Source organism: Streptomyces sp. NPDC008313, assembly GCF_042956125.1.
GTDB lineage: Bacteria > Actinomycetota > Actinomycetes > Streptomycetales > Streptomycetaceae > Streptomyces.
In genome coordinates, this window is record NZ_JBIBFR010000023.1 from 86,001 (window position 1) to 105,754 (window position 19,754).

The 19,754-nt window shown below is 72.3% G+C and carries 14 protein-coding genes; 2 read left to right on the top strand and 12 right to left on the bottom strand.

All coding sequences use genetic code 11. The annotated features are described in order from the left end of the window. Nucleotides 1–36: 36 nt before the first annotated feature. The 3 genes from ACFY93_RS27115 to glnA all read right to left on the bottom strand — a co-directional run bounded on the left by ACFY93_RS27115 (nt 37) and on the right by glnA (nt 5,366). Nucleotides 37–3,033 (bottom strand): bifunctional [glutamine synthetase] adenylyltransferase/[glutamine synthetase]-adenylyl-L-tyrosine phosphorylase, encoded by a 2,997-nt coding sequence (locus tag ACFY93_RS27115; RefSeq protein ID WP_391363730.1) that lies wholly within the window; start codon nt 3,031–3,033, stop codon nt 37–39. A 263-nt stretch (nt 3,034–3,296) separates the two neighbouring features. Beyond that, nucleotides 3,297–3,764, bottom strand: coding sequence for a hypothetical protein (locus tag ACFY93_RS27120; protein ID WP_391363732.1), 468 nt, complete (start codon nt 3,762–3,764; stop codon nt 3,297–3,299). 240 nt (nt 3,765–4,004) lie between these two features. Further along, nucleotides 4,005–5,366: a type I glutamate--ammonia ligase gene (gene glnA / locus ACFY93_RS27125; protein WP_391363734.1), complete on the bottom strand. Its 1,362-nt coding sequence runs from the start codon at nt 5,364–5,366 to the stop codon at nt 4,005–4,007. A gap of 378 nt (nt 5,367–5,744) precedes the next feature. Between glnA and ACFY93_RS27130 the strand changes: the two genes are divergently transcribed. Continuing rightward, nucleotides 5,745–6,938, top strand: coding sequence for a globin domain-containing protein (locus tag ACFY93_RS27130; protein ID WP_391363736.1), 1,194 nt, complete (start codon nt 5,745–5,747; stop codon nt 6,936–6,938). A gap of 36 nt (nt 6,939–6,974) precedes the next feature. Here ACFY93_RS27130 and ACFY93_RS27135 read toward each other — a convergent pair whose 3' ends face one another. From ACFY93_RS27135 to ACFY93_RS27175, 9 genes are all read right to left on the bottom strand, one after another. Then, nucleotides 6,975–7,433 (bottom strand): Rrf2 family transcriptional regulator, encoded by a 459-nt coding sequence (locus tag ACFY93_RS27135; RefSeq protein WP_391363737.1) that lies wholly within the window; start codon nt 7,431–7,433, stop codon nt 6,975–6,977. Nucleotides 7,434–7,574: 141 nt separating this feature from the next. Next, nucleotides 7,575–9,329 carry an NAD+ synthase gene (locus ACFY93_RS27140; RefSeq protein ID WP_391363739.1) on the bottom strand — a complete coding sequence of 585 codons (1,755 nt, stop codon included), beginning with the start codon at nt 9,327–9,329 and terminating at the stop codon, nt 7,575–7,577. A 259-nt stretch (nt 9,330–9,588) separates the two neighbouring features. Next, a complete protein-coding gene (locus ACFY93_RS27145; RefSeq protein WP_391363741.1) occupies nt 9,589–11,532 on the bottom strand; it encodes a protease pro-enzyme activation domain-containing protein in 1,944 nt (647 codons plus the stop codon). 254 nt (nt 11,533–11,786) lie between these two features. Next, nucleotides 11,787–12,437, bottom strand: a complete 651-nt coding sequence (locus tag ACFY93_RS27150) for a DUF305 domain-containing protein (RefSeq protein WP_391363743.1) — start codon at nt 12,435–12,437, stop codon at nt 11,787–11,789. 5 nt (nt 12,438–12,442) lie between these two features. Further along, nucleotides 12,443–13,117, bottom strand: a complete 675-nt coding sequence (locus tag ACFY93_RS27155; protein ID WP_391363744.1) for a DUF3105 domain-containing protein — start codon at nt 13,115–13,117, stop codon at nt 12,443–12,445. A 287-nt stretch (nt 13,118–13,404) separates the two neighbouring features. Beyond that, the gene (locus tag ACFY93_RS27160; protein WP_391363746.1) at nt 13,405–14,616 is read right to left on the bottom strand and encodes an MFS transporter; all 1,212 of its coding nucleotides are present in this window, start codon (nt 14,614–14,616) and stop codon (nt 13,405–13,407) included. A gap of 127 nt (nt 14,617–14,743) precedes the next feature. Further along, nucleotides 14,744–15,781 carry an endonuclease/exonuclease/phosphatase family protein gene (locus ACFY93_RS27165; protein WP_391363748.1) on the bottom strand — a complete coding sequence of 346 codons (1,038 nt, stop codon included), beginning with the start codon at nt 15,779–15,781 and terminating at the stop codon, nt 14,744–14,746. 266 nt (nt 15,782–16,047) lie between these two features. Then, complete coding sequence (locus ACFY93_RS27170) at nt 16,048–16,665, bottom strand: TetR/AcrR family transcriptional regulator C-terminal ligand-binding domain-containing protein (RefSeq protein WP_391363750.1); 618 nt, start codon at nt 16,663–16,665, stop codon at nt 16,048–16,050. Between the two features lie 91 nt (nt 16,666–16,756). After that, a complete protein-coding gene (locus ACFY93_RS27175; RefSeq protein WP_391363752.1) occupies nt 16,757–18,349 on the bottom strand; it encodes a DHA2 family efflux MFS transporter permease subunit in 1,593 nt (530 codons plus the stop codon). 322 nt (nt 18,350–18,671) lie between these two features. Between ACFY93_RS27175 and panB the strand changes: the two genes are divergently transcribed. Continuing rightward, the gene (gene panB / locus ACFY93_RS27180) at nt 18,672–19,559 is read left to right on the top strand and encodes a 3-methyl-2-oxobutanoate hydroxymethyltransferase (RefSeq protein ID WP_391363755.1); all 888 of its coding nucleotides are present in this window, start codon (nt 18,672–18,674) and stop codon (nt 19,557–19,559) included. The last annotated feature ends 195 nt before the right edge of the window (nt 19,560–19,754 follow it).

A 19,754-nucleotide genomic window follows, 5' to 3' on the forward strand; every position in this document is an offset into this window, starting at 1 on the left:
CGGCCGGCCGGCACGCGCCCGTCCACGCGGCGTCCCCTATCCGCCGTAGAACAGCTCCTCCATGACGCCCCTGGCCCGCCGGGTGATGCGCCGGTAGTCGTCGAGCATGTCGCCGACGTGGCCCGGCCCGTACCCGAGGTAGCGGCCCACGGCCGCCAGCTCGCGCGGGTCCGAGGGGAAGGTGTCCCCGGCCCTGCCCCGCACCAGCATCACGGCGTTGCGGACGCGGGAGGCGAGGACCCACGCCTCGTCCAGCACCGCCGTCTCCTCGGCCGGGATCAGCCCGGCGGCGGCCGCCGCGGCCAGCGCCTCGCGGGTCCGGGTGGTCCGCAGCGCGGGCTGCGACCAGCCGTGCCGCAACTGCGTCAGCTGCACCGTCCACTCGACGTCGGACAGACCGCCGCGGCCGAGCTTGGTGTGCAGCGTGGGGTCGGCTCCGCGCGGCAGCCGCTCGGACTCCATCCGGGCCTTCAGGCGCCGGATCTCCCGCACCGCGTCCTCGTCGAGGCCCCGGCTGGGATAGCGCAGCGGATCGATCAGGGCGAGGAAGCGCTCGCCCAGGCCGGCGTCCCCGGCCACGACCTCGGCGCGCAGCAGCGCCTGCGACTCCCAGACCAGCGACCAGCGCCGGTAGTACGCCTCGTACGACTTCAGGGTCCGTGCGAGGGGCCCCGACTTGCCCTCGGGGCGCAGGTCGGCGTCGACGATCAGCGGCGGGTCGGCGCTGGGGAGCTGCAGCAGCCGCCGCATCTCGGAGACGACGGCGTTCGCGGCGCGCCCGGCCTCCTGCTCGTCCACGCCCTCCCGCGGTTCGTGGACGAACAGCACGTCGGCGTCGGAACCGTAGGCCGGTTCGTGGCCGCCGAAGCGTCCCATGCCGATGACCGCGAACCGGGTGGGCAGCAGATCGCCCCAGCCCTCGCGGACGACCGCGCGCAGGGTCCCGGCGATGGTCGCGGCCGTGAGGTCGGAGATCGCGCCGCCGACCCGGTCCACGAGGGCGCCCTGGTCGGCCTCGGCGGGCGTCTCCTCGGTGCCGTAGGACGCGACGATGTCGGCGGCGGCGGTACGGAACAGCTCGCGCCGCCGGACGCCGCGCGCGGCGGCGACGGCCTGCTCCGCGCCGGAGGCCCGCCCGACGGCGGCGAGGATCTCCTGCTCCAGCTGGGCGCGGCCGCGGGGTTCGAGTCCTCCCCCGTCGCCGTCGCCGAGCAGCGCGACGGCTTCCGGGGCGCGCATGAGCAGGTCGGGCGCGAGCCGTCCCGCCGACAGCACCCGCGCGAGGTTCTCGGCGGCGGCGCCCTCGTCCCTCAGCAGCCGCAGGTACCAGGGGGTCTTGCCGAGCGCGTCCGAGACCTTGCGGAAGCCGAGCAGCCCGGCGTCCGGGTCGGCGGAGTCCGCGAACCAGCCGAGCAGCACGGGCAGCAGGGTCCGCTGGATCGCCGCCTTGCGGGTGACGCCGGACGCCAGCGCCTCCAGGTGCCGCAGGGCGGCGGCGGGGTCCGCGTAGCCGAGCGCGACGAGCCGTTCCCGGGCGGCGTCGGCCCGCAGCCGGGTCTCGCCGGGCGCGAGCTGGGCGACGGCGTCCAGCAGCGGCCGGTAGAACAGCTTCTCGTGCAGCCGCCGTACGACGGAGGCGTGGCGCCGCCACTCCCGGTTCAGGTCGGTGATCGGGTCGGTGCGCAGCCCGAGCGAGCGTCCGATGCGCCGCAGGTCGGCGTCGCCCTCGGGGACGAGGTGGGTGCGGCGCAGCCGGTGGAGCTGTATGCGGTGCTCCATGGACCGCAGGAACCGGTAGGCCTCGTCGAGCTGGACGGCGTCCACACGGCCCACGTACCCGCCGGCGGCGAGCGCCCTGAGCGCGTCGAGGGTGCTGCCGCTGCGCAGCGTGGTGTCGGCGCGCCCGTGCACCAGTTGGAGGAGCTGGACGGCGAACTCGACGTCGCGCAGTCCGCCGGGGCCGAGCTTCAGCTCGCGCTCGATCTCGGCGGCGGGGATGTTCGCGACGACGCGGCGGCGCATCTTCTGCACGTCGGCGACGAAGTTCTCCCGCTCGGCGGCGTGCCAGACGAGCGGGGCGAGGGTGGCGACGTACTCCTCGCCGAGGGCGAGGTCCCCGGCGACCGGCCGGGCCTTGAGCAGCGCCTGGAACTCCCAGGTCTTGGCCCACCGCTGGTAGTAGGCGAGGTGGCTGCTGAGGGTGCGTACGAGGGGTCCGTTGCGGCCCTCGGGGCGCAGGTTGGCGTCGACGGGCCAGATGGTGCCCTCGACGGTCGTCTCGGAGCAGGTCCGCATCATGTGCGAGGCGAGCCGGGTGGCGGCCTGGAGCGCCTTGGCCTCCTCGGCGCCGTCCGCGGCCTCCGCGACGAAGATCACGTCCACGTCGGAGACGTAGTTCAGCTCGTGGCCGCCGCACTTGCCCATCGCGACGACGGCGAGCCGGCACAGCGCGGCGTCGGTGGGGGCGGCGGCCGAGGCGATGGCGAGCGCGGCGCGCAGGGTGGCGGTCGCGAGGTCGGCCAGCTCGGCGGCGGTCTGGGCGACGTCTATGGTGCCGCACACGTCCCGCGCGGCGATGGACAGCAGACAGCGCCGGTAGCCGACGCGCAGCGCGTCCGTGTCGGTCGCCTCGGCCAGTTCCCGCTCGAACTCCCCCACTCCGGGGTGCAGGTCCCGCGCCTCGTAGGTGACCAGCGCCTGCCAGTCGCCGGGATGCCGGGCGAGATGGTCGGCGAGCGCCTCCGAGGCCCCCAACACCCCCAGCAGCCGGTCCCGCAGGGGCTTCGCCGCGATCAGGGTGTCGAGCAGCTCCCGCCGCGCCGCCGGCCCGTCCTGCGCCTCGACGAGCCGGACGAGCCCGAGCAGCGCCAGATCCGGGTCGGCGGTCCGGCCCAGCGCCTCCAGCAGCACCGGATCCGACCTTATGGGCGCCAGATCGATGCTCTCCAGCAGCCGCTCGGAGGCCGACGGGTCCGTGAAACCGTGCCGCAGCAGCCGAGTGAAGGTACTGCTCCTGCGCCCCGGCGCCGTCATCCCCGGCCTCCTGTCGGATCAAGGTCGTCCTGGCCCAGAGCCTAGCGGGAGTGCGGTGCGCGGGCCGCGCGGTGCCGCGGACGGCGACCGGCCACGGCGCGACCGCGGCCGGGGCGGTCACGCCGTGGCGGGGACGGGCCGCCGGTTACTTGTCCGGGTTGATCGGGGTGTCGCTGTCCGAGTGGTGCCAGTCGAACTGACGCCCGGTAGCAGAGGGCGGAAGAGGTGCGGAGGTGACGCAGGTCTGCCCGTCGCCGCGGCCGTCAGCACGCCGCGGGCCCTGGCTGGTTCACCGGAAGCAGCGCGGAAAGGTACGGCCACCATGCGGAGTGCGTGCGTACCAGGTCCCGCAGGACCGGGCTGCTCACCAGAACGCTCCGGCAGTAGTCCTCCCACGCCTCCGCGCTGGCACTGCCGGGAATGTTTCGGTGGACGTGTATGCCACTGGTCAGCACATCAGCGAGCAGTTCGGCGATGGTGACGATCGCGTCACGCCGGCCCGTCTCCGTGGGCAGAGGCATGCTGTCGTAGAAGCACCTGCGTGAGCCGGGGTGCTGCAGCATCAACGTGTGCACCTCACGCAGGGAGCGGAGCACCATGTCGTTGGCCGAGACGGCGGCCACCGCGTTGCTGATCTTCGCCTGCTCGGCAGCCGCTTTCGTCTGCCTGGCCAGGTAGAGCATGGACAACGCGGACACACCCAGCGCCACGACGGCCGCGATGGCTGCCACCGCTTCGGCCGATAACGAACCCACCGTCCCCGACACCCACTCCATACCCCTTCCCCTCCCCGCGACAGTGGCGTGACGCCACAGAGCGTTCCGCCTCCTCCCCCACGACCTGTAGCCGCCGGGCCGGCGCCCGGATCCAGGAGAGCGCGGCGCCCACCCGGCCCGCTCTCCCCGGCCGGGGAAGAGCGGGACGGCGCGGGTCTGCCCGGCACCGGGGCCCGTGGGCGTGGGGCTGCTCGGCTACAGCACCGGCAGGTTCTTCCGCAGCTCGAAGGCGGTGACCTCGGAGCGGTACTCCTCCCACTCGCTCTTCTTGTTGCGGAGGAAGAAGTCGAAGACGTGTTCGCCGAGGGTTTCGGCGGCCAGGTCGCTGCGTTCCATCAGGGTGAGGGCCTCGCCGAGGTTCTGCGGGAGGGGTTCGATGCCGAGGGCGCGGCGCTCGGCGTCGGAGAGGGCCCAGACGTCGTCCTCGGCGCCCGGCGGGAGCTCGTAGCCCTCCTCGATGCCCTTCAGGCCGGCGGCGAGGAGCAGGGCGTAGGCCAGGTAGGGGTTGGCTCCGGAGTCGAGGGAGCGGACCTCGACGCGGGCCGAGCCGGTCTTGCCGGGCTTGTACATGGGGACGCGGACGAGGGCGGAGCGGTTGTTGTGGCCCCAGCAGATGTACGAGGGGGCCTCGCCGCCGGCGCCGGCCGTGCGCTCGGTGCCGCCCCAGATGCGCTTGTAGCTGTTGACCCACTGGTTGGTGACCGCGGAGATCTCGGCGGCGTGCCGCAGCAGGCCGGCGATGAAGGAGCGGCCGACCTTGGAGAGCTGGTACTCGGAGCCGGACTCGTAGAACGCGTTGCGGTCGCCCTCGAAGAGGGAGAGGTGGGTGTGCATGCCGGAGCCGGGGTACTCCGAGAACGGCTTCGGCATGAACGTCGCCTGCACGCCCTGCTCCAGCGCCACCTGCTTCATGATCAGGCGGAACGTCATGATGTTGTCCGCCGTGGAGAGCGCGTCCGCGTAGCGCAGGTCGATCTCCTGCTGGCCCGGCGCGCCCTCGTGGTGGCTGAACTCCACCGAGATGCCCATCGACTCCAGCATGGTGATCGCCTGGCGGCGGAAGTCCTGGCCGACGTTCTGCGGGGTGTGGTCGAAGTAGCCGGAGTTGTCCGCGGGGGTGGGGCGTGATCCGTCCAGCGGGCGGTTCTTCAGCAGGAAGAACTCGATCTCGGGGTGGGTGTAGAAGGTGAAGCCGAGGTCGGAGGTCTTGGCGAGGGCCCGCTTCAGGACGTAGCGCGGGTCCGCGAAGGACGGGGAGCCGTCCGGCATGAGGATGTCGCAGAACATCCGCGCGGTGCCGGGGGCCTCGGCGCGCCACGGCAGCACCTGGAAGGTGGACGGGTCCGGCTTGGCGATCATGTCGGACTCGTAGACCCGGGCGAAGCCCTCGATCGCCGAGCCGTCGAAGCCGATGCCCTCGTCGAAGGCCTGTTCCAGTTCGGCCGGGGCGACGGCCACCGACTTGAGGAAGCCGAGCACGTCGGTGAACCACAGGCGAACGAACCGGATGTCGCGCTCCTCCAGTGTCCGGAGCACGAACTCCTGCTGCTTGTCCATTGTCAGCTTCCACCCATCCTTGCTGGTCAGGCCACCTGCTCCCGCGCGGGAGGGTCAGGGCTCCCGAGCATCACACCACAACACCATTTCATGTGCGTTGCCGACCTTGATCACGTCGCCGGCCGCCCGGCCCCGGGACGGACACCGCCCGGTCCCGGGCCGGGCCTAGCCCGGGCGCCGGGTGTGGCACTGCTCACGGCACCCTTCACCGTCTCCTGCCCATAGTGCCTGCTCAGAGGCATCGGCGTCATTGGCCAGAACCGAACACCCGGCCGACTCTTAATTTGCATCTCAGATGCAAGTTTTATTAGCGTGCCGACCAGACAACGGCGGCGGGCCACCAACCCCCGGCCACCGTCCCGGCTTTGAGGAGTCCTGATGCTGTCCGAACAGAGCGCCGCGACCGTGCGCGCCACCCTCCCCGTCGTCGGCGCGGCCATCGGCGAGATCACCGAGCGCTTCTACGCCGGGCTGTTCGAAGCCCACCCGGAGCTGCTCCGCGACCTCTTCAACCGCGGCAACCAGGCCGCCGGCACCCAGCGGCAGGCCCTGGCCGGTTCCATCGCCGCCTTCGCGACCCACCTCGTCGAGCACCCGGACAGCCGGCCCGACGTGATGCTCAGCCGCATCGCGCACAAGCACGCCTCCCTCGGCATCACCCCCGAGCAGTACCCGATCGTGCACGAGCACCTCTTCGCCGCCATCGTCGCCGTCCTCGGGGACGCGGTCACCCCCGAGGTCGCCGCCGCCTGGGACGAGGTCTACTGGCTGATGGCCAACGCGCTCATCGCCATCGAGAAGCGGCTCTACGAGGAGACCGCGGCCGCCGGCGAATGGCGCGAGTGGAAGGTCGTCGACCGCGCCGAGGAGACCGCCGACGTCGTCTCCTTCGAGCTGCGCCCCGCCGACGGCACCCCCGCGCCGGGCTTCCGCCCCGGCCAGTACGTCTCCGTCCAGGTGACGCTCCCGGACGGCGCCCGCCAGATACGCCAGTACAGCCTCTCCAGCGCTCCCGGCTCCCCCGTGCGCCGGATCACCGTCAAGCGGGTCCTCGGCGACGCGACGCCCGACGGCGAGGTCTCCAACCACCTGCACGCGCACGTGCGGACCGGCGACACGCTGCGGCTCTCCGCCCCGTACGGGGACCTGGTGCTCGAGGACGTGGACGGCCCCGTGCTCCTCGCCTCCGCCGGCATCGGCGTGACCCCGATGATCGCCATGCTGGAGCAGCTCGCGCTCGCCGGGCACAAGGCGCCCGTCACCGTCGTGCACGCCGACCGCTCCCCCGCCGAGCACGCGATGCGCTCCGACCACGAGGCGTACGCGTCCAAGCTGCCGGACGCGGAGGTCCATTTCTGGTACGAGAACCCGGAGCCGGGCCACCCGGCCGACCGCACGGGGCACGCCGACCTGTCCGGCGTGGTGGTCCCCCCGGGCACGCGCGCGTACCTGTGCGGACCGCTCCCCTTCATGCGCGCGGTCCGCGGCCAGCTGCTCGGCAAGGGCGTGGCCGCCGCCGACATCCACTACGAGGTGTTCGGCCCCGACCTCTGGCTCGCCCAGCAGGGCTGAGATTCTCCCGCCGCCCCTGACGGGCCGGCCGGCCCGTCAGGGGCGGCGGGAGATCGACAGGAGCAGTGGTTCCGTCGGCGAGGCGGTGACGTCCGACAGTTTCAGCGGGTCCAGTGAGGCGTAGAAGGCCTCCTGGGCCCGCCTCAGTGCTCCCCGCAGACCGCAGCCGGTGCGCAGGGGGCAGGGCGGGGTGCCGGCGCCCTTGCCGTCGCAGTCGACGACGTCCGGGCCCGCCTCCACGTCCCCCTCGAAGGCGCGGACCACCGCGCCGACCGACACGGCACGCCCCTTCTCGGTGAGCGTGAGACCGCCGCCCCGGCCCCGCCGGGCGTCGAGCAGCCCCATGTGCTGCAGCTCGGCGACGACCTTCGCGGCGTGCGTGTACGGCACCTCGACACCGGCGGCGACCTCGCGCGTCGTGGGCGTCGAGTCCCCCGTGACGGAGAGCCGCATCAGGACACGCAGGGCGAGGTCGGTCGATCGCAGCAGCCGCATAGGGGAAGGGTAGATAATACGCATCCACCATTCAACTTTTGTCGGTGCCCGATTCCGTCCCGCCCGTGTCCGCGGCTCCCCGCGCCAGGGGCACCCCGCCCGTGTCCGCGGCTCCCCGCGCCGGGGCGCGCCCCGGTGGGATCAGGACCGCTCGCGCCACCGGTTCGTGATCGGCAGCCGCCGGTCCTTGCCGAAGCCCTTCGCGGAGATCTTCGTGCCCGGCGGATACTGCCGCCGCTTGTACTCCGCCGTGTCGACCATCCGCAGCGTCTTCACGACCAGCTCCCGCTCGAACCCGGCCGCCACGATCGCGTCGGCGCCCTGGTCCCGGTCGACGTACATCTCCAGGATCGCGTCGAGCACCGGATAGTCCGGCAGGGAGTCCGTGTCGACCTGGCCGGGGCGGAGCTCCGCGCTCGGCGGCTTGGTGATCGAGCTCTCCGGGATCGGCGGCGTCTGCCCCCGCTCGGCCGCCGCCCGGTTGCGCCACTCGGCGAGCCGGAACACCAGCGTCTTGTACACGTCCTTGATGGGCCCGTACGCCCCCACCGAGTCCCCGTACAGCGTCGAGTAGCCCACCGCCAGCTCGGACTTGTTGCCCGGCGCCAGCACGATGTGCCCCTCCTGGTTGGAGACGGCCATCAGCATCGTGCCGCGCAGCCGCGACTGGAGGTTCTCCTCGGCCAGCCCGGTCAGCCCGAGCGACCCCATGTACGCGTCGAACATCGGCTCGATCGCGACCGTACGGAAGTTCAGCCCGGTGCGCCGGGCCAGCTCGGCCGCGTCGTCCTTCGAGTGCCCGGAGGAGTACTTGGAGGGCATCGACACGCCGTACACGTTCTGGGCGCCCAGCGCGTCGCACGCGATCGCCGCGACGAGGGCGGAGTCGATGCCGCCGGACAGGCCGATGAGCACGGACCGGAACCCGTTCTTCGCGGCGTACGCCCGCAGTCCGACCACCAGCGCGGAGTAGATCTCCTCGTCGTCGTCGAGCCGCTGGGCGTACCCCCCGGCGAGCTCGGGCTCGTACGCGGGCAGCGGGTCCTCGGAGAGGACGACCCGCTCGATGCGCAGCCCGTCGTCGACGAGGCCGGTGACGGGCTCCGCCGCGGCGGCGGGCAGGTCCAGGTCGAGGACGACACATCCCTCCGCGAACTGCGGCGCACGCGCGACGACTTCGCCCTCACGGTCGACGACGATCGAGTCGCCGTCGAAGACCAGCTCGTCCTGTCCGCCGATCATGGCGAGGTAGGCGGTGGTGCAGCCGGCCTCCTGGGCCCGCTTGCGGACCAGCTCCAGGCGGGTGTCGTCCTTCTCGCGCTCGTACGGGGAGGCGTTGATGGAGACGAGCAGTCCGGCCCCGGCGGACCGGGCGGCCGGGACGCGGCCCCCGTCCTGCCAGAGGTCCTCGCAGATGGCGAGGGCGACGTCGACGCCGTGCACGCGCAGCACCGGCATGGTGTCGCCGGGGACGAAGTAGCGGAACTCGTCGAAGACGCCGTAGTTCGGCAGGTGGTGCTTGGCGAACCGGAGCACCACCTCGCCGCGGTACAGCACGGCGCCCGCGTTGCGCGGGGCGCCGGCGGGCTGTCCGTACTTCGGCTGGTCGGTCTCGGAACGGTCGAGGTAGCCGACGATCACCGGCAGGTCGCCGTGGCCCTCGTCGGCGAGCCGCGCTGCCAGCGCGCGCAGCGCCTGCCGGGAGGCCTCGACGAAGGACGACCGCAGGGCCAGGTCCTCGACGGGGTACCCGGTCAGCACCATCTCGGGGAACGCGACGAGGTGCGCTCCCTGTTCGGCGGAGTGCCGGGTCCAGCGGACGATCGCCTCGGCGTTCTGGGCGAGATCGCCGACGGTCGAGTCGATCTGATTCAGGGCGAGGCGTAGTTGAGGCACGCGGCCCAGTGTAATCGTCAGTGCGACACGATGTCCTGCGGGCGCGTCACGAACCGGTGGTTCCGTACGCCGCACGGCCCGCCCGCACCCCGGGACCACGCCCGCGACCCCGGGACCCCCGTCCACGCCTCCGGGGCCCCGTCCACGCCTCCGGGGGACTCCGGGCACGCACGCACCCACGCACGGAGGCGCCCGTCCTCCGTCGGGAGGACGGAGGACGGGCGCCGGGTCACCGTGACCGCGACAGCGGCTGTGGTCGTCAGCGGCGGTACGACTTGACGTATCCGGCCGCGGGCGAGCCCACCCCGGTGACGTCGTCGTAGCCGCGTACGGCCTTCAGCGAGCTGTCCTTGCCGAGGCTGCGGACCGAGGTCACCAGGCCGTCGGCCGCGTCGTAGGCGTTGGCGAAGTCGACGCGCGCCACCGCGAGGTCACGTCCGGTGGGCCGGTCGGTGACGTCGTGGTAGGCCTTCGACCCGTGCCGGTCGTAGCGGTCGTAGATCGCCGGGTTGGCGAAACCGATCGCGCGGCCGCGCTCCTGCTGGGCGAGCGCCTGGATGCCGGCGATGACCGGCGCGGCGAGCGAGGTGCCGCCGATCCGGTACTCGTCGTACCGCTGCGTCCCGTCCGGGAAGGTCTGCGTCTGCCCGACGAGGAAGCCGGTGTTCGGGTCGGCGATGGCCGCGATGTCCGGGACGGTGCGCATCGGCGCCGTGCCGTTCGCCCTGGCGAGCGAGTTCGGGACCACGCCGCGCTGGTAGTACGGCTGGGTCACGGTCCGGCTGGTGCCGCCGCCCGCGCCGGAGGTGTACGCGCCCGGGAAGTCCGTCCAGCTCCTGCCGTCGTCCGAGAGGACGGCGCGCTCGGTGCCCCAGCCGGTCTCCCACTGGTACGTGTTGTGCTTGCCGACCGCCAGCGAGGTACCGCCGACCGCCGTCACCCAGGCGGAGTTGGCCGGGGTGTCGACCTGCTTCGTGCCGGTGTTGGCGACCTCGTCGCCGTTGTCGCCGGAGGAGAAGTAGAAGCCGATGCCCTCGATCGCGCCGAGCTTGAACACCTGGTCGTAGGCGGCCGCGATGTCCGGGGTCTCGTTGGCCTCGATGTCGCCCCACGAGTTGGAGACGATGTCGGCGAGATGGCCGTCGACGACCTTGTTGAGCGAGTCGAGCAGGTCGTTGTCGTAGCAGGAGGAGGCACCGACGTAGACGATGTCCGCCCTCGGCGCGACCGCGTGCACGGCCTCGACGTCGAGGGTCTCCTCGCCGTACCAGCCGGCCGCCCCGCACTCCTCGGTCTTCGTGTACACGCCCGGCAGCACCTGGCTCAGCTGACCGGTGCGGTAGCGGGCGTCGCCGTTGCGCTTGGCGTACTCGGCGGCGTCCTCGGCGATGGTCGGCGAGGCGTAGGCGTCGGTGATGGCGACGGTGACGCCCTTGCCGTCCGCCTTGCCCGCGCCGTACGCCGCGCGCAGCTGCTTGCCGGTGTAGCCCTTGACGGCGTACGGGATCTTCTGTCCGTAGGCCTTGGGCAGCGAGGAGGCGGTCTTCGAGCCGTAGTACGAGGAGAACGGCCCGGAGTTGTGGAACACGGCGTCCGGCGGCGGCAGTTCGTCGTGGTGGCTCGCCTTGTGCGGGGCGTTGTCCAGGCCGGTGACGGTCAGGACGGCGCCGTCGAGACCGGCGGGCGCGGAGGCGGTGCCGGCGGGCGCCCGGTAGGTCTTGCCGCCCTTGGCGTAGTTGTGCAGCTGGGTCCCGAAGGCCTTCTCGGCGTCGGCGACGTCACCGGTGACCGAGATGTAGTGCCGGGTGGTGCCGGTGACTTCGAGGCCCGCCGACTTCAGCCAGCCGGTCACCGCGGCGACCTGCGCCCTGGTGGCGCCGAAGCGGGCCTGAGCCTGCCCGGCGTCGAGGTACTTCCCGTACGAGGCGGACTCCGGGTCGGAGACGGCCTTGGCGTACGCGCTCAGACCGGCGGCGTCCCGGCCCGCGAGATAGACCCGCGCGGACACCCGGGAGCCGTTGTTCGTGGCCCCCTTGTCCGCCGTGGACGTGGCCCACGCGGGCTTGGTGCCCGCGAGCGTGTCCCGGCCCGGGTCGCCCGCGGCGTGGGCCGCGGGTATGCCGAGCGCCAGCGCGCCGGCGAGCAGCGGCAGTGTCGCTGCCATGCTCACTCCGGCGCGCACTGTGGCGCGGTTGGATCTCATATAGCCCCCTGCGATGCGGTTCGTCGCGTGTGGTGGTCGGTGCTCCACGGCTTCCGTCCGCCGATGGGCGGACGGGAGTGGATCACACGATGGGGGTCACTCTTGCGATGAACCGTTCATGCCAGGGGAATGGCCGGGCCAAGAAGAGCCCAAGGAACCGTACAAGAAAGGGATTTGAGGCATAAGCCCGACTCCCGGGCACCGTCCGGCAGCCGTCGCGACACGCGCCGCCCCCGTCACCCGGCCGGGCGCGCTCACCGGGGGTCCGCCGACGCCCCCCGCTCCTTGAGCATCCCCGCCATCAGGTCGATCTCGGACCGCTGCGACGCCACCATGCCGCGGGCCAGCCGGCGTTCGGCGCCGACCGTGCACTTCTCCACACATCCCTCGGCCATGTGGACGCCGCCCCGGTGGTGGTCGGTCATCAGCCGGAGGTAGAGCACCTCCGCCTTCCTGCCGCTGAGGGTGTTCAGCTTCTTCATCTGGGCGTTGGTGGCCATGCCCGGCATCAGCGCGCCGTCCTCGCCCGGCGGCATGTCCCCCATGCCCATCCAGGTCATCGGCGGATCGGCCGACACCTTGGGCAGCTCCCACAGGTCGAGCCAGCCCAGCAGCATGCCGCGCTGGTTGGCCTGCGTCTGCGCGATGTCGTAGGCGAGACGGCGTACGTCCTCGTCCTTCGTGCGGTCGCGCACGATGTACGACATCTCGACGGCCTGCTGGTGGTGGACCGCCATGTCCCGCGCGAATCCGGCGTCCGCGGAGTCCGTCGCGGGCGTGCTCGCGCCGGAGCCGTCACCGTCGGCGGCCGCGTAGGTGAGCGCTCCGGCGGCGACGAGCACGGTGGCCGCGGCCCCGGCGATCCAGCCCGCGAGCTTCCCGCGGCCCGCCCTCTCCTTCTTCACCGGGCTCATTCGGGACGGCCGTTGGTGCAGGCGGCTCCCGGCTCCGGGGTCTGCTTGCCCTGTACGTACGCGGAGAGGAACGCGTCGACGGCCGGGTCGCTCGCGCCGGTCACCGTGCGCTGCTTGCCCCACGCGCTGAGCATGATCGGGTCCTTCTGGTCCTCGACGGGGCTCATCAGCGTGTACGGCGTCTTCCTGACCTTCGCCGCGAGGGCCTTCACGTCGGCGTCCGGGGCGTCACTGTTGTACGTCACCCAGACGGCGCCGTGTTCGAGCGAGTGCACGGCGTTCATGTTGCTGACGGCCTTGGTGTAGACGTCGCCGTTGCAGTTCATCCAGACCGGGTTGTGGTCGCCGCCCACGGGCGGCTCCATCGGGTAGGCCACGGCCTTGCTGACGTGGTTGCGGCTCAGTTTCCCGGACCAGGTCCGCACGCCGTCCGCGCCGGTGACCCAGTGCCCCGAGTCACCGCTCTTGCCGTCCGCGTCGGCGGCCGAGGCGTCGCTGTCGGACCGCGAGGTGACCAGGAAGGTGCCGCCGACGACGAGCGCGGCCACGACCGCCACGGAGGAGGCGATGACCACGAGCCGGTTGCGTCGCTCGCGGGCCTGCTCGGCGCGGCGCATCTCCTCCACGCGTGCCGAGCGGGCCGTGGGGCCGGGCTTGTTGACGGAACCCATGTCGAGTCCTAGGGATGCGGAGGGGCGGTGTGGACGGTCGGTCGCGCTGATCCCGACGTGCGCCCCGGCCCGGAGTCCAGAGCCTCCGGCCCGGGTCGTCGTCCGATCCGTCCGGCGGCTTCCCGCTTCCCGGCAGGTCCGCTCCCCGGCGTGCGAGGCCGGGACCGTCGTGTCCGAGATCCTACGTCGGACGGATCACACACAGGGCCCGCGTGGCCGAAAAGCGCGCCGGGCACGTCCATTCGGCCACGCGGGGGCCGGGGCACCCGCGAAACGCCTCCGGCGGGTCACCGGCGCGCCGCCTCCCGCCGCGGGCGGTACGCCGCGACCAGCCGGCCCGGCGACGCCGTCGCCCGCCGCCGGTCCACCGCGTACGCCGTCGCCGCGACGAACAGCCCCAGGACGCCCAGGCCCGCTCCCGCGACCGCGGGCGAGGTCGTGCCGAAGCCCGCCGCGAGCGCGACGCCGCCGATCCAGGCACCGCCCGCGTTCGCGAGGTTGAACGCGGCCTGGTTCGCGGAGGACGCCAGCGACGGTGCCGCCGACGCCTTCTCCATGACCATCAGCTGCAGCGGGGACCCGGTCACGAACGCCGCCGTACCCAGCAGGGTGACCGCGACGGCCGCACTCCACTGGGCGCCCATGAGGACCGGGAAGAGGGCGAGCACGGCCACCAGCGCGGTGAGGCCGCCGAAGAGGGTGCCGCGCAGCGAGTGGTCGGCGAGGCGGCCGCCCAGCAGGTTGCCGGCGGTCGCGCCGACCCCGAACAGCGCCAGCAGCAGGGTGACGCTGGCGTCGGCGTATCCGGCGGAGTCCGTGAGCATCGGCGTGATGTAGCTGTACGCCGAGAACAGCGCCCCGAAGCCCGCGACCGTGGTGCCCAGCGCCAGCCACACGGGCAGGGAGCGCAGCGCGGCCAGCTCGCCGCGCAGTCCGGTGGACGGGGCGTGCGTGTGATCGCGCGGGACGAGCAGCGCCAGCGAGGCGATGGCCACGAGGCCGATCGCGCTGACGCCGAGGAAGGTGGCGCGCCAGCCCAGGTGCTGGCCCATGAGCGTGGCCACGGGCACGCCCGCGATGTTGGCGACGGTCAGGCCGAGGAACATCAGGGAGACGGAGCGGGCCTTGCGTCCGTCGGCCGCCAGGGTGGTGGCGACGACCGCTCCGACGCCGAAGAAGGCGCCGTGCGGCAGACCGCTCAGGAAGCGCGCCGCCATCAGCCAGTGGTGGTCGGGGGCGAGCGCGGAGAGCGCGTTGCCCGCGACGAAGAGGACCATCAGGGCGATCAGGACCTTGCGGCGGGACATCCTCGCCGTGGCCGCGGCGAGCAGCGGGGCGCCGATCACCACGCCGAGCGCGTACGCCGAGACCAGGTGGCCCGCGGTGGGGATCGGGACGCGCAGGTCGTCGGCGACGTCGGGCAGCAGTCCCATCATCACGAACTCGGTGGTACCGATGCCGAAGGCACCCACGGCGAGGGCGAGCAGGGCCAGGGGCATGGGAGGAGGGACCTTCCGGATGTCGGGGCGGCGCGGCGGACAGCCTGTGCGGCTGAGGGTAACGCTTTGTTCAGCCACGGAACAAATGCGCGCCGGTCCAGTATTTCCCGGTCCGGGAGACAGGGGGTTACGAGCCGGTTTCGTCCAGCTTCACGCGCGCCGCGATCGGCAGGTGGTCGCTGCCCGTCTCGGGCAGGGTCCACGAGGTGACCGGCTCCACGCCCCGGACCATGATCTGGTCGATCCGCGCCATCGGGAACGACGCCGGCCAGCTGAAACCGAAGCCGCTGCCCGCCGCGCCCTGCGTGGAGCGCATCTGCGCGGTCACCGCGTTGAGCGCCCGGTCGTTCATCGTGCCGTTCAGGTCGCCGAGCAGGACGACCTTCTGCATCACGTCCCCGGCGATGGCCTCGCCCAGCGCGTCGGCGCTCTTGTCCCGCTGGCGGGCCGTGAAGCCGGCCTCCAGCTTCACGCGCACCGAGGGCAGGTGCGCGACGAAGACCCCGATCCGCCCCTCTGGCGTGGTCACCGTGGCCCGCATGGCGCGGGTCCAGCCCAGCCGGATGTTCACGGGCTCCGCGTCGCTGAGCGGGTACTTGCTCCACAGGCCCACGGTGCCCTGCACCGAGTGGTACCTGTACGTCGGCGCCAGGGCCTTCTCGTACACCGGGACGGCGCTCTGGGTCAGTTCCTCCAGGGCCAGCACGTCCGCGCCGGACGCGGCGACGTCGCGGGCCGTGCCGGACGGGTCCGGGTTGTCCGCGTTGACGTTGTGGGTGGCGACGGTCAGGTCGCCGCCGGAGCCGGTCCGGTCGACGAGCAGCCCGCCGAACAGGGTCAGCCAGACGGTCGCGGGCAGCAGCACCGCGATCAGCGCGGTCGCCGACCTCCGGACCAGCGCGAGGACCAGCAGCACCGGGATCAGCACGCCCAGCCAGGGCAGGAACGTCTCGGTGAGGCTGCCGAGGTTGCCGATCCGGTTGGGCACCGACGCGTGCAGCAGCATCACCAGGGCGAGGAGCACGGCGATCGCGGCGAGCACCAGTCCGCGCCGCCAGACGCGGCGGTCGCCCCTCCAGCCGTCGAGCAGGCGCAGGAACCGGGCTCCCCGGCGCTCGGGCCCCGAGCCGCCGCTGCCCGTCTCCGTCACATACGCCTGCGCCATACGTCGCCTCACAACTTGCCGTGCACACCGTCCCGTCCCCCGGTCTACGACCCTAGGGGATGAACGGCGCCGATCCTGCCGCCCCGGGCGGCCGTACGGGCACCAGGACGACGAACCGGCCGTCCGGAGTTCCGGACGGGGGTCCCGAGCGCGGCTCCTGTGACGAAACGCGCACATTGTTTCGCCTGGCGCGGCGGTCTCCTGACGGAACGTACGGACCCGTCGTCCGTCCGGATCGGGCCGGACCGGGGTGCGGCGCAGGGGGCCTAGCGGGGCGGGCGGGCGCCTTCCAGTACCGCGTCGACGATCCGTTCCGCGAGGCCGTCGGGGAGGTCGGCGTCGGGGCGCATCACGGAACGCACGAGCATGGGGCCCACGATGAGGTCGTTCATCAGTTCCACGTCGATGTCCGTGCGGAGTTCGCCGTCGCGCTGCCCGCGGCGCAGCACCTCGTAGGCCGTGCGGCGGCGCGGCTCGATGACCGTCGCGTGGTAGGCGGCCCAGATCCTCGGGCTGCTCTTCATCTGGGCGTAGACGTTGTGGAGGATCGCCGACGAGCGGTTGGCCAGGCTGCGCTGACGCAGCGCCTCGAGCAGGACGACGAGGTCGTCGCGCACGGAGGTGCCCGGGAGTTCCGGGTCGACGGGTTCGGCGGTGCGCAGGACGTCGACGAAGAGTTCCTCCTTGCCCCTCCAGCGGCGGTAGATGGTCGCCTTGCCGACGCCGGCGGTCCTCGCGACCCGCTCGATGGAGATCTCCCCCAGCGGCACACCGTCCTCCAGGAGTTTCATCACGCCTTCGAGGATGCAGCGTTCCACGGCCTCGCTGCGGGGTCGGCCCCGTGCGGTGCCCGTCCGCCCGTGCTGGTGATCCGCGGGGCTCACGTCGATTCCGTCCCTTCGTCTGGTGCGCCGATTCTCCCTGGTCCGGCGGGTGTGCGGGGCGCCGGGTGCGATTCCGGCGCCCCCGCCGTCCTCAGTGGTCGGCCGACACCAGCTCGGTGTCCTTCGGCTCCCGCTCGGGCGCCGGGGTCCGGCCGGGCAGGAACACGGCGACGATCACCGCGCCGATCGCCGCGACGCCCGCTCCCCAGAACGCCGTGACGTGCATGGCGTGCAGGAAGGCGTCGTTGGCGGGACCGACGAGGGCGTCACCGCGGGCGCCGAGCTTGGCGGCGAAGCCGAGCGTCGCCTCGATGGACTCGCCCGCCTCGTGCCGGGCGGCGGGCGGCAGCTTGTCCTCGATGCCGTTGCGGTACGCCGTGGACAGCACGGAGCCGAGGACCGCGATGCCGAGGGCACCGCCGACCTGCCGGAAGGTGTTGCTGAGCGCGGAGGCGGAGCCCGCCTTCTCGCGGGGCAGCGCCTGCATGATCACGACGCTGGTCGGCGTCATGATGTGGGCCATGCCCGTGCCCATGAGGAAGAAGAGCACCTCCAGGATCCAGATCGGGGTGTCCGCCTCGAGGCCCGCGAACGCGGCGAGCATCAGAGCGAGTATCGCCATGCCGCCGGTGGTCGTGGCCTTGTAGCCGAAGCGGTCGACGACCAGCCGGGCGCGCGGCGCGAAGATGAGCTGGGCGGCGGCCAGCGGCAGCATCAGCAGGCCGGTCTCCAGCGGCGTGTAGCCCCGGACGCTCTGGGTGTAGAAGACGGAGAAGAAGGTGACGCCCATCAGCGCGAAGAAGACCAGCGCGATGGCGCCGATGGCCGCCGAGAAGACCTTGTTCTTGAAGTACGTGACGTCGATCGACGGGTGGTCGCTGCGCTTCTCGTGCACGACGAAGGCGACGAGGACGAGGAGGCCGGCGCCGCTCGTGGACAGGACCGTGACGTCGGTGAAGTCGGCGAGCTGGCCGCCCTTGATGATGCCGTAGACGAGCAGCACGAGGCCGATGACCGACATGACCACGCCGATCGGGTCGATGCGGCCGGGGTTCGGGTCGCGCGAGTCCGGGACGAGCCAGACCATCAGGGCGAGGGCGATCACCACGATGGGCACGTTGACCAGGAAGACGGAGCCCCACCAGAAGTGGTCGAGGAGCACGCCGCCGGTGATCGGGCCGATGGCGATGGCCAGGCCGACGCCCCCCGCCCAGATGCCGATGGCCTTGGGCTGCTCGTCGCGCTCGAAGACGTTCATCAGGACGGCGAGCGTCGCGGGCATCACGAAGGCGGCGCCCAGGCCCATCACCGCGCGGAACGCGATGAGCTGCACGGGGGAGCCGGACTCCGCGGCGAGCGCCGACCCGACACCGAAGACGGCGAGGCCGATGAGCAGCACCTTCTTGCGGCCGACCCGGTCGCCGAGGAGGCCCGCGGTGAACAGCAGGCCGGCGAAGACGAGCGTGTAGGCGTTGATGGCCCACTCCAGCTCGCTCTGGGTGGCGCCGAGGCCGGTGGGCTCAGGCGTGGAGATCGTCTTGATCGCCACGTTCAGGATCGAGTTGTCGAGCACCACGATCAGCAGGCTGAGCATGAGCGCGCCGAGGATCGCCCAGCGGCGCCGGTGCACCGCCTCGGGCACCCGCCGCTCGGCGGGAGGAGCTGGGTCAGCAGGAGTAGTCATGGGAACGAGCCTAGGGGGTATTCGATACGACACCGTCTCGTATCGTAAAGACTTGTCGAGACTTTACGCAGAACTTACGATCCGGCGCGCATGAGGCAGGACGCGGAGAGCGGAAGCCGGGTTGAGAGCCATGTCCCTTCTCCCGGTCCAGGGGCTGTCCGGCGGACCGTGCCGCATACACGGGGGGTGATCAGGCACCGCTGATTCACTGCGACGTGATCCGCCGGACAGCCCCTAGCCGTCGCGGGCTCGCGGGTGCCACCATGGAGGGGATCCGGGGACGCCGTCAGGGCGCCTCGAGATGACAGAAGGAGCCGTTGCGATGACGCAGCCTTCCGCTGCCCAGAAGCAGCCCGACACCGGTGCGCCGAAGCCCGCCGACGGAGGCAGGACGCTCTACGGGGGCAAGGGGTCCCGCCGCGTCACGGTGCGCGACCTCGCCACCGCCAAGGAGCGCGGCGAGAAGTGGCCCATGCTCACCGCCTACGACGCGATGACCGCGTCCGTCTTCGACGAGGCCGGGATTCCGGTCATGCTCGTCGGCGACTCGGCCGGCAACTGCCACCTGGGGTACGACACCACCGTGCCCGTCACCCTCGACGAGATGGCGATGCTCTCGGCGGCCGTCGTACGGGGCACCTCGCGCGCCCTGATCGTCGCCGACCTCCCCTTCGGGTCCTACCAGGAGGGCCCGGTGCAGGCGCTGCGCTCGGCCACCCGGCTGGTCAAGGAGGCCGGCGTCGGCGCGGTGAAGCTGGAGGGCGGTGAGCGCTCGCACCGGCAGATCGAGCTGCTCGTCGAGTCCGGCATCCCGGTCATGGCGCACATCGGCCTGACCCCGCAGTCCGTGAACGCGATGGGCTACCGGGTGCAGGGCCGGGGCGAGGAGGCCGCCCAGCAGATGCTGCGGGACGCCAAGGCCGTGCAGGACGCCGGCGCGTTCGCCGTGGTGCTCGAACTGGTCCCGGCGGAGCTCGCCGCCGAGGTCACCCGGGTGCTGCACATCCCGACCGTCGGGATCGGCGCGGGTGCCGAGACGGACGCCCAGGTGCTCGTGTGGACCGACATGCTGGGACTCACCGGGGGCAAGATGCCTCGCTTCGTCAAGCAGTACGCGGACCTGCGGGGCGTCATCGGGGACGCGGCGAAGGCGTTCGCCGAGGACGTCGTCGGCGGAACGTTTCCCCAGGAGGAGCACTCCGTGCACTGACGCCCCGCACGCGTGAGGCGCCGCCCCCGCCGGCCGTGCGGGGGCGCGCCACCGAGCCACTGCGGTACCACGGGCAACCCGCCGATCTTCCCCCGTCGGCGGGTTGCCTCATTTCCCGGGGCGGGGAGCCTCCCTGTCGGCGATCCGTCGGCGGTCCGTCGGCGATCCGTCGGCGACGTACCGGTGACCGGCCTG